The sequence below is a fragment of the Pseudoduganella violaceinigra DSM 15887 genome (assembly GCF_000425385.1).
Classification (GTDB): domain Bacteria; phylum Pseudomonadota; class Gammaproteobacteria; order Burkholderiales; family Burkholderiaceae_D; genus Rugamonas; species Rugamonas violaceinigra.
On sequence record NZ_KE384359.1, the window covers coordinates 319,496 to 332,351 of the forward strand.

Consider the following 12,856-nt stretch of genomic DNA (forward strand, 5'->3'; position numbering starts at 1 on the left):
GTGTACACTATCCAAATGGATGAGTACGCCCCCCAACAATGGCTTCCTCACGAGCGCCCGCTGCTGCCGGGCTCTCCTTCCACGCCGCTCCACTCGGCGCCCAAGCGCCTGGCCTTCCTCCTGGTCGGCCTGATCGTCGCACTGACCGGCGGCCTAGGCAACGCGCTGGTGACCGTCAACCTGGTCTATGCCCAGGGTTCGCTCGGCGTCACCTCCGCGGAAATCCAGTGGCTGCCGGCCGCCTATGTGATGGGCAATGTCTCGATGAACCTGCTGCTGGTGAAATTCCGCCAGCAGTTCGGCCTGCGCCTGTTCACGGAACTGTTCCTGATGCTGTACGCCCTGGTGACGGTGGCCCACCTGTTCGTGCACGGGCTGGGATCGGCCATCGCGGTGCGCGCGGCGCACGGCATCAGCGGGGCGGCCTTGACGGTGCTCGGCCTGTACTATGTGCTGCAGGCGTTTCCAGCCCAGCACCGCTTGAAGGGCGTCGTGCTGGGCATCGGCTTTGCGCAACTGTCGCTGCCGCTGGCGCGCATTTTTTCTTCGGAGTTGCTGTCCATTGCGGAATGGCGCGGCCTGTATTCCTTCGAACTGGGCATGGCCTTGCTGTCCTTAGGCTGCGTGCTGCTGCTCAAGCTGCCGCCCGGCGACCGCGTCAAGGCATTCGAGAAAATCGACTTCCTGACCTTCGCCCTGTTCGCGCCGGGCGTGGCCTTCCTGTGCGCCGTGCTGGCGCTGGGCCGCACGGTGTGGTGGTTCGAAGCGCCCTGGATCGGCTGGTCGCTGGTTGCCTTCATCGTGCTGTTCACGGCGGCGGTCGCCATTGAGCACAACCGGCGCCGGCCCCTGCTGAATACGCGCTGGCTGACCACGGCCAGCATGACGCGCCTGGCGGTGTCGGTGCTGCTGATCCGCGTGGTGCAGTCGGAGGCCGGTGGCGCGGTCGGCTTCCTGCAGGCGATCGGCTTGAACAATGATCAGATGCAGACCTTATGGCTGGTGGCGCTGGCGGGCGCCGCGCTGGGTATCGTCAGCAGTGCCCTGGTGATTACGCCGCGGCGCCTGCAGCCGATGCTGATGTTTGCCCTGGTATTGATGGCGGCGGGCGCCTGGATCGATTCGCAGGCCAGCAGCTTGACGCGTCCGGAGCAGATGTACTTCAGCCATTTCCTGCTGGCGTTCAGCGGTACCTTCTTCCTGGGACCGGTCTTCGTTTCAGGCTTCGGCGCCGTGATCGCGCAGCCCTGCAACCTGATCAGCTTCTCCTTGATGTTTTCGATGACGCAGAATCTGGGCAGCCTGCTTGGCTCGGCGCTGATCGGTACTTTCCAGGTGGTGCGGGAGAAGTTCCACTCCAGCCAGCTGGTCGAGCATTTGACGCTGCAGGACCCGCTCGTGGCGGCGCGGGTGCAGGCGCGCGGCCTGTCGTCGCTCGCCGGAGCGGCAACGCGCGAAGCCAATATCCTGGCTTACAACGACGTCTTCCTGATGATCTTCTTTGTTGCCTGCGGCACGCTGGTGTGGATGGCGCTGCATTACGCATGGCAGGCCTGCACGGCAACCCGTCCCGAGGCGCAGGCGCAGAATGCGCAGACAGGAATGGCGCAGGTATCACTTTCCAACTCGGGGGCGCGATGAGTACACCAACACCAGCAAGCGAGACTGCCGCGGCGCCGGCGCCGGCGCCACCAGTGCCCGACCGGCGCGCGCAGTGGCTGTCCGGCGTTGGCTTTGCGCTGATCGCCTTGACCGGTGTGCTGATCGTGCTTTACGCCTGGCGCCTGCCGCCGTTCACCAGCCCGATCGTCTCGACCGAGAACGCCACCGTGCGCGGGCAGGTCACGGTGATCGGCTCCCAATTATCGGCCTATGTGGCGGATGTGAAGGTGCAGGACTTCTTGTTCGTCCATAAAGGCGACCTGCTGGTGGAGCTGGACTCGCGCATCTATCGCCAGCGCTTGGAACAGGCGCAGGCGCAGTTGGCCGCGCAAAAGGCGGCGCTGGCCAACTGGGAGCAGTCGCGCGGCAGCGCCAAGGCTGGCATTGCGCTGCAGGAGGCGGTGCTGTCGAACGCGCAGGCGCAAGCGGCGCGCGCCGGTGCGGATTATGCGCGCGCTGAGCAACTGGTCGGCGATGGCTCCCTTTCGGTGCGTGAGCAGGATGCGCAGCGCGCGGCAAGGGCGCAGGCATTGGCAGCGGTGTCCCAGGCCAGGGCCAACGTGGACATCGCAAAGCAGCAGGCGCAATCGGTTGCGGTGAACCGCGGCGCGCTGGAAGCGGCGGTGGCAAACGCGGAAGCGGCGTTGAAGGCCGCCAGCGTGGACATGGACAACACCCGCATCGTCGCCCCGGCGGACGGCCAGCTGGGGCAGGTGAATGTGCGGCGCGGGGCCTTCGTCGCGTCCGGCGCGCAACTCATGGCCCTGGTTCCGCAGGAGATGTGGGTGATCGCCAATTTGAAGGAAACGCAGATGAACGGCGTGCAGGTGGGGCAGGGTGCAACGTTCAAGGTCGATGCGCTGGACGGCGCCACGCTGACCGGGCAGGTCGAGCGCATCTCGCCCGCCACCGGCTCCGAGTTTGCGGTGCTGCCGGCGGATAATGCGACCGGCAATTTCGTCAAGATCGCGCAGCGGATTCCCGTTCGGATCCGCATCGACGCAGGGCAGAAACTGGCGCAGCGGTTGAGACCGGGCATGTCGGTCATCGTCAGCATCGATACGTCGGCGGTATTGAACGAGAAAGCGTCCGGAGCGCGGCCATGAAGCGCCCCTTGGCAGGGATGGTCATCGCCGCCAGCCTGGCCGTCGCAGGTTGCGCCGCCCGCATCCCGGCGCCCTTGTCGTCGCAGCTATCACTACCCGAAAGCTGGCGCAGCGAACAGCGTCTTTCGGAGCCGTCTTCGACGCAAGTGCACGGTGCATGGTGGAAGGCCTACGGCGATCCGGCATTGTCGGATCTGGTTGCGCGCGTATTGGCGCACAACACGGATATACGCCTTGCCCAGTTAAGGGTGGCGGAATTCCGCGCACGGCTGGCGGCGGCCGATGCCAGCCGCGCGCCGACGCTCGCTGCGACCTTCGCGCCGGTCCGCACGCGCACCCTGGCCTATAACGGGATTCCCTACACGACCAGCCTGTTTGCCGGCGAAATCCAGGCCGCATACGAAGTCGACCTGTGGGGCCGCTTGGGACATGCCAGCGAAGCGGCAGCCCAATCGCTGGCGGCGGAGAAGGCAAACGCCGACGCGGCGGCGCTGTCTGTCGCGGCGCTGACCGCCAATGGCTACCTGCAATTGCGTGGGCTGGACGCCGCGCTGGAGCTGGCGCGCGCCACGCTCGATTTGCGCGAGCAATCGCGCCGCCTGGCGCAGCAGCAATTTGAAACCGGCTACACCTCGCGCCTGGAATGGCTGCAGGCCCAGGCCGAGTATCAAGCCGCCGCGGAACAGGTGCCCCAATTGCAGCGGCAGATCAGCGATCAGGAAAATGCCCTGTCCCTGCTGGCTGGCGGCAATCCCGGCCCGATCGCGCGCGGCAAAAGTCTCGACGAACTCTCACCGCCGGAGATTCCGGTTGGACTTCCTTCCGCTCTGCTGCAGCGCCGCCCGGACATTGCCCGTGCCGCGCATAATGTCGCGGCGGCGAAGGCCGGCGTTCAGGCTAGCAGCGAACAGCTGCTGCCAAGCTTCCGGCTGACGGCGACTGGCGGAGTGCAGTCCACCGATTTCAGCAAGTTCCTGCACGATCCGACCTACCTGTGGCGGATCGGCGCCGCCATGGCTGCGCCGATCTGGGACGGTGGCCGCGTCCAGGCGCAGACCGATGCGGCGGCAGCGCAGCGCGACCAGTCGCTGCTCGCCTACGAACATGCGGTACGCACTGCATTGGTGGAAGTGGAAAACAGCATGACCGCGTTGCAGCGCCTGCGCGAGCAGACAGCGCAAAACGAGGCGCGCCGCGCCACGGCGGCGGAAACGCTGCGTATCGCGCGCAACCGCTACCGCAACGGCTACGCGTCCTACCTGGAAGAACTGGATGCCCAGCGCACGCTGTTCAACGCCGACGTGACGCGCCTTCAGCTGCGCAGCCGCCTGCTGGGCGCCAGCGTGGACTTGTACCGCGCGTTGGGCGGCGGCTGGAGCGGGGATTAATTTGAAGCGCTGCTTGCAACTGTAAAGGCCCACCATGGGCCGTTCGTCTGCCCCAACATGGCGGCCCAGTACCAGGCTGAGACATCGCTCCATTGGCCGCCGCTGGCGTCGACAATGCGTTCGCGCACTGCGAGCTGTTTTCCACTCCTGGACGCGATGAAGCTGGACCAGCGTTCCTCCGCATGGATTTCCACCGGCTGTGCGGTAATTTCATAGCCGTTGGCCTTGAAGCAGTCGCCGCTGGCATGCAGCTTGCGCGTGCCCTGGTCCACCCAGCGGATAACGATTTCGCGCTCGCCATCGCTAAAGCGGCCCACGCAGCCGGGGAAGTTCTGCTGGAAGCGCTCTTCGATCGCGGTGAGCGGAAGCGGCGTGAGCTTGCGCCCTTCAAAGCTGGAGGGCCATCCAGGAAAGCCGGCGCTTATGTGCACGCCAGGGGCGTTCTCGACGGCCAGCGGCGCCAGGGCTGCCACAACACATAGCGCAGCGAATGCAAAGGTAATGCTTGATCTCATCTTGCACGTTTTCCCATACTGTGAATAAGGAATAAGATACCCACGCCTGCGACGGCAAAGCTGATGACGCCGATCACGCTGTGCGCATAGGCGGGCAGGTGAGTGATGCCGGCTTCCATATAGAACAAGGCCGAGGCGCGAACGGCGTTGGCCGCAACGATGAAGACGACGGCCAGTATCAGTGCGGCGGCCGTGCGCAGCGACGACAACCGGACGGCCGCGGCCAAAGCACTGGCCAGCAACAGCCCGGACCAAAGCATTTTCACGCCGCTGCATGGGGCGTCGATCGACACGGTTTGCTCTTGCCAGGCCAGCATGGCGCCTTCGCGCGCGACCGCCAGGCCGTTCATTCGCAAGAGGAAGACGGACAGGTCGCCGGCGAGGACGCGTAGCGGATAGCCCAGGTAGAACTGCAGCGTGGCGGCAAACGGCAGCGCCAGGATGCATAGCGCGAACAAGGCCATGTCGAAGCGCTTGCCAAGCCGGAAGCTGCTGGCCAGCGCGGTGATGGCCAGTGCCAGGAGCAGCGAACGCGCCGGTACGGGCACGTGGCAGACCGTGGCGACGACATAGACGACGAGGCATAAGGAAGGCAGCAATAAGGGGCGCGAAATGGCTTCCCGCTTCGGGGCAAGCGCGACGACGGCGGCCGCCGCCGCAACAGCCAGCAGGCCGGCGCTGTCGTTCGATCCGTCCGCCGTGCCCGTGGCGAACCAGCGCAGGACAGGCCAGAACGCCAGGCACAAGGCCGCCAGCAGGAGGGAAAATGGCGGCGTCTTCATTGGCTGCGGAAGCGGCGATGCCATATCAGCAGAAATGAGGCGACCAGTATCATCATCCAGGTTTCCGGTTCGGGAATGGTTGGTACGCTGCCCGCACGCACTGGCTCCAGCCCCGCTTCCTTATACTGCTCTGACGATTCCAGCACGACGGCGCCGGACACGGATGTGACGAGCTGGTAGCGGGTGGCCAGCGTGACGGCGGCCGTCTGCAGGGCGGGGGCCGTGCTCATTGCCGCAACTTCTTTCGCCGCCCACAGGCGTGCCAGATGCTCGGACGTGCGGCTGGATTGGGGCAGGCCGCCGGCGCTGCGGCGTTCACGCGAGACTGCCATGCGGATGGCGCCAGGCCGCCACCGTGCAAAAAGCTGGCCGAGATCTTCGTTCAGGTTGCCGAGAACCGGTACGGCGCTGACGCCCTGGAGGTGCTGTGCTATCACATTTGGTCCCCGCTCCACAGCCATGTCGTACAAGGCCACTTGACTTGCACGCCGCTCGAAGCGCTGCCCCAAGGTGTCCGTTGACGCGGACGCCAGCGGTTGCGAACCGTGGATCCACAAGACCGCACCACGGCTTGACATGCCAGCCCAATCCCAGGCCACGCCCAGTGCTTCGCTGTTATCGCGTCCGCCCACGAATTCCAGCTTTTCAAGATACTGGCGCGTGAGGAGTGAATTGGCCCTGTTATGCAGGAACAGGGACGGTTTTTCATCGCCGGCAAATACGACAGCCATCTCGGCATTCTGGGGGAATGCACTGAGAGCTTCAACCAGCATGCGTTTTCGGTGCTGCATGGATAAGGAACCGTCGATCACCAGCGCTACCCGCTGCGGTGGGATGGCGGCTGTTTCGCGGACTTCCTGGACGATGATCTTGCCGTCATTATTCTTCTCGTCGCTGCTCCAGGCCAGCGGCGCGGGGCGGGCGCCTGGCGCCCACACGGTGTGCATGGCCTGCTCCGGCAAGGGTTCCACAAGTTCGCCCCGGACGGCATACAGGCCGCGCGGGCCCGCTTGCACATTCAGGCCAGGACTGCCTTTCAGCGGCTCGGACGATTCAAACCACACGGCGTGGCGCAAGTCCGGCGCCAGGTCGAAATTGCGCTCGCTGAACGCAGGCAACTGGAGATGCATGCCGTCCTTGCCCGCGATTGGCATGGGAGCAGTGATGCCAAGGCGGATTTTCATGTCGCCCGATGGAGGAATCGGGAACAGTTGAACCATGACCCGGTCGTTCCCCGCCGTGGTGACAAGCAATGGATCGCGGCGCCTGCTGACCACTTTGGCGTAAGCTTCGCGCACTTGCGCACGGCCACCGAATGAGGCTTCGCGCTCTTCGCCGTCGATCCACAGCGTCGCGCGGGAGACCACCGCGCCCGGAGGCAGGACCACCTCGGCCCGGCCTTCCTGCTGGCTTGGCGACTTGTTATGGAACTCCATCGTCCATTCCATGTAGCCTAAGGCAGCCTTGGCATCGATCGATCCGTCCATGCGCGAGGATACCAGCGCAACGTCGCCGACGCGCTGGCCAACGCCTGCACTTCTCTGGTCACTGTCGAACGTACGTTCCCACTCGCGCATCGAACGACGCACGGGGGCCGGGCGGGAATTGAATACGGCGCCTGTCACCTGATAGAAGACAGCCCTCGCCTGCTGCGGGTCGCTCTCGATCTCGCCTGCGAACACCGTGCCAAGCAGGTCGGTCGCCTGCCCACGCTGCTGGTAGCAAAGGCGCAGCATCAAGTCTTCGTTACCGACTTTGCGCAGCAGCTGGATACCGCGCAAGCGCGTTTCGGCGGAGTCCGAGGCGGCCATCTGCATGCCTATGCGCGTCAAGGTGGATGGCGCATCGACGGCCTGCAGTACGAAGAAGGCGAGCGCCATCCCTTGCCACAGTTTGCCGGGCGCCCGGCCGGAGCCCGCCTTGATTGCCCTGCGGGCGAAAATGACGCAGAGCACGGCAAACATGGGCGAGAGGCCAAACATGCCGATGCCGAAGGCGATGACGGCCAACAACGCGATGGGAGAAATCGGCAGGAAGACCAGGCTATAGAACACGGCGACGCCGGCGGAAAAGGTATGCAGCCAGATCCAGCGCGCGGACAAGGACTCGCCGCGTTTCAATGCCAGCAAAACCCGCACATTGGCCAGCGGTATCGTGGCGTACAAGACAAAATGGAATGGGCTTGGCAAGGGATCGAAGAAGATCTGGCGGCACATGCCGGTGATCGACTCAAACAGCAGTGCGGCTATTGGTAGCAAGACCCCAAACAGGGCGATCAGGACGATGGTCGCACGCGGCATGCGGCGCGGGGGAAACTGGCCTTCCAAGGCGGCTTTCTCTGGCATTGCGTTTTCATTGGTGGATAGTGGAAGCGTCATAGTAGGATTCGAATGTGCGTTGACTATGCGCTCTGTGTGAAGCTCTTTAGTTGCTCTGACGGAGACCGCCCGGTACACTGAACCAAGCTGAGTGTCCGCTATCGCCAAAAGCGGACATCCTCAATTTCGAATACGTGATGGAACAAAAAAGTATCAGGGTCAAAATCCGATTCAGATCGGAAGATGCTGGTGGGCGCATAACTCCGGCCGATCTGCGCGCCGGAATCTATCGCCCGCATTTTCGGCTGGATAAAGGCGGGTATCTTGGCGTGGTATTGATCAATGGTTCGACGGCCTTGGCGTTGCCCGGTACTAGCGCAAGCGCAGGTGCTGTCTTGATTTATCCCGGCGTCGACTATTCAGCATTGAAGACAGGTGTGCTTTTTGACGTGTTGGAGGGAGCGCGAATTGTTGCAACTGGTGAAGCGATTTCTTGAAGGTGCATCTTCCAGCCAAATGCGAACTGCCAGGCTGCGTAGCCCTGCATGCTATATTGCTAATTTGTAAAATATGACTGGTTAGACGTTTGTATGGCTCGTAGGCGCGAACTTAAGAACATTGCATCTGGATTGCTGTGTTCCTTCATTAGCCGTAACAACGACGTTGGTGGGTATTGGGGAATTGGGAAGCTATGCTTACTTGCACAAGATAGTGCAACAACAGGCGTGGCGCTTGACCTTCTTTCCGAGACGGTGCATCCAAAATCCACAGAATTTTCCAAGCTGCTGCAGGGCTGTAGTTCGTTTTTGCAAAGGCATCTTGCTGCTCGAGGAATTCCAAATTGTTGGATTGCATCGGCAACGATCGAACTCGATTTCAGCCCGAAAGAACAACCCGAAAAGCACGTCCCGATCATCACGTGGGGAAAACTATTCAAGCTCTCGGTAACAATTTTGGACGATAGGGGTAGGAAACATGCAGTTTCGACCTACAGTTATTGCGCTCCGCATAATTCGAGGAAAGAACATCAAAGTGTAGGTCTCCGCTACTAACCTCGTGCCTTTGGCCGACACTGATGCCATGGGCAGAACCCGGCCAGAAGCAGCCGGACGCTAAGAATTGGCATTGAATAGATTGTGATGGCCAAAGGTTCGATGAAACCAAATTCTCCGCAGCAACACAAACTCAGATTGAAAAAATGCGCTGGCTTTGACCATTAGTATTGCTGAAGTTGCATGGCAATAACCGTCAGACCATCACGTTTTGGACGCTTTCTGCAATGCAAGCGACGCTCCCAACATCACCAAGCCGCCGATGGCAAGCAGTGTGCCGGCCCTGCCGGGTGCTGTCCATCCCCAGCCCGCTGCAATCGCCAAACCACCGAGCCATGCACCAAGCGCGTTGGCGAAATTAAACGCTGAATGATTCAATGCCGCTGCCAACGTCTGCGCATCCCCGGCGACGTCCATTAACCGGATCTGCACGGCCGGTCCGAGTGCAACGATGCCTCCGAGCAGGAACACGCCCACCAGTGCGGTAGCCAGGTGTTGTGCAAGCATGCTAAAGCCAGCCAAGAGCACGGCCGAATAGAGCAAGGTGCCGCCGATTGTTCGCATCAGCGCGCGGTCGGCCATGCGTGCGCCGATCAGGTTGCCTGCTATGCCGCCAAAACCGAACAGTGACAACGCCAGCGGCACGTGAGCAACGGGTAAACCACTGACTTCGACAAGTATCGGTTTGACATAGCTGAAGATGCAAAACATGCCACCGAAACCGATGCCCGCGATGGCAAGCGTCAACCAGACCTGTGGACGCAGCAGCGCACCGAGTTCGCGCAGCGGGTGAGCATCGGCGTCGGCAAGCAGGTCTGGTACGCAGTAGCGAATCAATACCATCGCGAGCGCTGCAATGGCGCCGACCAGCACGAAGGCGGCGCGCCAGCCGAAATACTGGCCTAGCCATGCGCCAACTGGTACGCCCACCAGCAACGCGGCCGTTAATCCAAGCATCATGAAACCGACCGCACGCGCACGCTGATTCGGCGGTGCGATACCAGCGGCAACCAGCGCTGCGACACCAAAGTAAGTGCCGTGCGGCAGGCCCGACGCGAAGCGCATTATGCTGACCGCAAAATAGCCCGGTGTGAGCACCGTCGCAAAGTTTGCAAGCGCGTAGAACGCCATCAACGCAATCAGCAGCGCGCGGCGCGGCCAGCGTGCGCCCAGCACTGCCAGCAGCGGCGCGCCAATCACGACGCCAAGTGCATACGCGCTGATGAAGTGGCCTGCTGCTGGGATAGTGATGCCAACGTCGCGCGCGACTTCCGGCAACAAACCCATGATGACAAATTCGCCGGTGCCGATAGCAAACCCGCCGACACCCAGCGCTACTAAGGCACGGATGGAATGAGTCGAATCAGCAGGGGGGGCCGCGCGGACGGAGTGAACGGATTGAGCGCTGGACATTGAAACGCCTTAGTCCTGAGCCGCAACGGTGAAGCGTGCATGCACGTGGCGCGGCTGTTCGATCTCGTCGACGATGGCAACCGCGAGGTCGGCGACGGAGATCCCGGCTGGCCGGTCGCCAGCCATCAACAATTCCTCCCCGCCTACGCGGTATGCGCCGGTGCGCTCGCCCGGTGCCAGCAGCGCGGGCGGGCTAAGGAAGGTCCAGTCCAATGCATTATTGCCGCGCAGCGCGGTGAGTGCATCGCGCGCCGCCCGAGCGCCGGGGACGATGTTAGCGGGCACATGGCTGGGGAACTCCGGCGTGTCGACCAACTGCACGCCGGGCGCCACGAACAGGCTGCCGGCGCCACCTACCACCAGCAGCCGCTTGACGCCGCTCGCTGTGACACCGCGCTCAATTGCGGCGCTGCCGCGCAAGAATTTGTCGTAGAGCTCGGATTCATTCCAGCCGGGGTTGAAGGCGGATACGACGGCATCATGACCGCGCGTGGCGGTGCCGATAGAATCGGCCGCGTAGGCGTCTGCTATGACAGTTGTCAAACCAGGCCGGGGGGTAAGTTTCGACGGATCGCGCATAAGCGCGGTGACATTGTGGCCCCGTTGCAAAAGTTCTTCGAGCACAGCTTTGCCGACGAACCCGGTGGCACCAATCAGGGCGATTTTCATTATTTCCTCCAAGTAAGTAATCGATATAAAAACTATACAGGCTTCACGATGAATCGATTAGTGCCGTAAAATCGCTAACACTTTGAAGTCTGGCTGCAAAATGGATGAATTAAAACCTTATGCGGTATTTGCCGAAACCGTCGCCGCCGGTTCCATGAGCGCAGCAGCGCGGCGGCTCGGAATGAGCCCGTCGGCTGTCAGTCAAACCATTCGAGCGCTTGAACAACAAGTAGGCGTAACCTTGCTGCATCGCTCGACGCGCAAGCTGACGCTGACTGAGGCTGGCCAGCGTTGCTACCCGCATTGCCGCCAGTTGCTTGACGCTGCCCGTGCGGCAGCCGATTCGCTTGCCCTTGCACGCGATGCGCCGTCCGGTGAGCTGCGTGTCGCCGCTCCGGTTGGCTTCGCCGCTCATATCGCTTCCGCCCTTGCGCCACTGCTCGCAGAATCGCCGCAACTGCTGTTGCGCTTGCTGGTGGACGACGCGATGATCGACTTGATCGATGCGCGTATCGATATCGCCGTCCGCGTCGGACGCCTCGCAGACTCGTACTGGATCGCCCGCCCGCTGTGCGAGCTTGAAATGATTTTGTGCGCAGCACCCGCCTACATCGAACGTCATAGCACGCCCAATTCGCCGCATGATCTCACCGGCCATCATTGGCTGGCGTTCGCACGCGACGCGGTTGAGCCGGAGGAAAGTGGTTCCGGCGGCGCGACCGAAGGCCTGCCCACGTTGGCGCTGGATTTGCACGGCATGGCCGGTGAGCGCCAGCGCGTGCATGTTGGCGTGCGCATCGTTAGCAACAATCATCTTTCGCTACAGCAAATGTGCGAGCAAGGCCTGGGCATCGCCCCTTTAGGCCATGCCGACGTGCTTCCTTCACTTGCACGCGGCACGCTCGTGCGCCTGCTGCCGCAGTGGCGTTTCACGCCAATGCCGGTCACCGTGATCACCCCCCGGCGAGATGGCGAACCGGCCAAGGTACGTGCTGCGGTGGAGGCGCTCAAGCGCTATTTCTCGACATTGCCGGGTGTTGAGTCCGCCTAGCGATTGACGTCGTGTTTGATGCATGAATGCCATCGCGAATTTGTCAAATTCGTGTTGGACCAGCTTATGCTGCATCAGGTGTTCGTTTGCCCGCGGAATTGACCCACTCCGATTGACCCACCTTCCACTGGCGAAAGCAGCCACCCGGTCATATGACCCTTCATACCCGAGCTGAGTATTAACTCTCCAGTGGATGTTTTGGTCATGAGCGCGGCCCTAGCAGGCTGCTGAAATACTGCCTTGACAAGCGGGCTGTGGCTGGCGGCCCAATGTTATCCTGACATCCCCACTTCATTCTGAAAAACGATGCGCGGCGCCGACACCTTTACCGAAAGCCTGTTCACGATGCGCAAATTGGAGGACTTCATCCCGAAGGATCATCCATTGCGTGCGATTCGCCAGATGGCCTATACGGCGCTGGAGAAGATGAACGGCCTGTTCGCTGAGATGTATGAGGCCGACATTAAGGGGGGGGGGGCGCCCGAGCATCGCGCCAGAAAAGCTGTTGCGGGCCATGCTGCTGCAGGTGCTGTACAGCATTCGTTCGGAACGCCAGTTAATGGAACAGGCCCAGTACAACTTGCTGTTTCGCTGGTTTATCGGGTTGTCGATGGACGATGTCGTGTGGGTGCCCACCGTCTTCACCAAGAATCGGGCGCGCCTTATCAAGCACGACGCGGTCGTCGAATTCTTCAACGAAGTGCTGGCCATCGCCGAAAAGAAGGAGTGGCTGTCGGGCGAGCACTTCAGCGTGGACGGCACGCTGATCCAGGCCTGGGCCGGCCACAAGAGCTTCGTCCGCAAGGACGATGATCAAGACAACGGTGGCGGCGGCAACTTCAAAGGCGAAAAGCGCAGCAATGACACCCACCAATCCAAAACCGATCCGGAGTCGCGCTT

At 62.1% G+C, this 12,856-nt stretch carries 10 protein-coding genes and 1 pseudogene; 6 read left to right on the top strand and 5 right to left on the bottom strand.

All coding sequences use genetic code 11. The features are described 5' to 3' along the window. The 3 genes from H597_RS0126390 to H597_RS0126400 are packed head-to-tail and all read left to right on the top strand — an operon-like array spanning position 1 to position 4,156. A complete protein-coding gene (locus H597_RS0126390; protein WP_229632249.1) occupies positions 1–1,641 on the top strand; it encodes an MFS transporter in 1,641 nt (546 codons plus the stop codon). Continuing rightward, positions 1,638–2,768, top strand: a complete 1,131-nt coding sequence (locus H597_RS0126395) for an HlyD family secretion protein (protein WP_028104750.1) — start codon at positions 1,638–1,640, stop codon at positions 2,766–2,768. Before H597_RS0126390 ends, H597_RS0126395 begins: the two co-directional genes overlap by 4 nt. Next, positions 2,765–4,156: an efflux transporter outer membrane subunit gene (locus H597_RS0126400; protein ID WP_028104751.1), complete on the top strand. Its 1,392-nt coding sequence runs from the start codon at positions 2,765–2,767 to the stop codon at positions 4,154–4,156. The genes H597_RS0126395 and H597_RS0126400 overlap by 4 nt, the downstream gene beginning before the upstream one ends. On the opposite strand, the gene xrtQb is transcribed toward H597_RS0126400, so the two are convergent. From xrtQb to H597_RS0126415, 3 genes are read right to left on the bottom strand one after another with little or no spacing between them, the layout of a single operon-like run. Next, complete coding sequence (gene xrtQb, locus H597_RS32610) at positions 4,153–4,671, bottom strand: exosortase Q subunit 2 (protein ID WP_154668294.1); 519 nt, start codon at positions 4,669–4,671, stop codon at positions 4,153–4,155. The two genes, H597_RS0126400 and xrtQb, sit on opposite strands and share 4 nt — an antisense overlap. Then, positions 4,668–5,453 carry an archaeosortase/exosortase family protein gene (locus tag H597_RS33590; protein ID WP_051294127.1) on the bottom strand — a complete coding sequence of 262 codons (786 nt, stop codon included), beginning with the start codon at positions 5,451–5,453 and terminating at the stop codon, positions 4,668–4,670. The genes xrtQb and H597_RS33590 overlap by 4 nt, the downstream gene beginning before the upstream one ends. After that, positions 5,450–7,798, bottom strand: a complete 2,349-nt coding sequence (locus H597_RS0126415) for a VIT domain-containing protein (protein ID WP_028104753.1) — start codon at positions 7,796–7,798, stop codon at positions 5,450–5,452. Before H597_RS0126415 ends, H597_RS33590 begins: the two co-directional genes overlap by 4 nt. A 170-nt stretch (positions 7,799–7,968) precedes the next feature. Between H597_RS0126415 and H597_RS35220 the strand changes: the two genes are divergently transcribed. Continuing rightward, a complete protein-coding gene (locus tag H597_RS35220) occupies positions 7,969–8,268 on the top strand; it encodes a hypothetical protein (RefSeq protein ID WP_154668295.1) in 300 nt (99 codons plus the stop codon). A gap of 759 nt (positions 8,269–9,027) precedes the next feature. On the opposite strand, the gene H597_RS0126420 is transcribed toward H597_RS35220, so the two are convergent. After that, positions 9,028–10,236 carry an MFS transporter gene (locus tag H597_RS0126420; RefSeq protein ID WP_028104754.1) on the bottom strand — a complete coding sequence of 403 codons (1,209 nt, stop codon included), beginning with the start codon at positions 10,234–10,236 and terminating at the stop codon, positions 9,028–9,030. A gap of 9 nt (positions 10,237–10,245) precedes the next feature. Next, on the bottom strand, positions 10,246–10,905 hold the full coding sequence (locus H597_RS0126425) for an NAD(P)-dependent oxidoreductase (RefSeq protein ID WP_028104755.1): 660 nt from the start codon (positions 10,903–10,905) through the stop codon (positions 10,246–10,248). 100 nt (positions 10,906–11,005) lie between these two features. Here H597_RS0126425 and H597_RS0126430 point away from each other — a divergent pair, with 100 nt between their 5' ends. Together H597_RS0126430 and H597_RS32615 are read left to right on the top strand one after the other, a co-directional pair. Further along, entirely contained in the window at positions 11,006–11,956 is a 951-nt protein-coding gene (locus tag H597_RS0126430) for a LysR family transcriptional regulator (protein WP_028104756.1), read from the top strand. A 306-nt stretch (positions 11,957–12,262) separates the two neighbouring features. Next, positions 12,263–12,856 (top strand): annotated as a pseudogene (locus tag H597_RS32615) (IS5 family transposase); the annotation flags it as partial.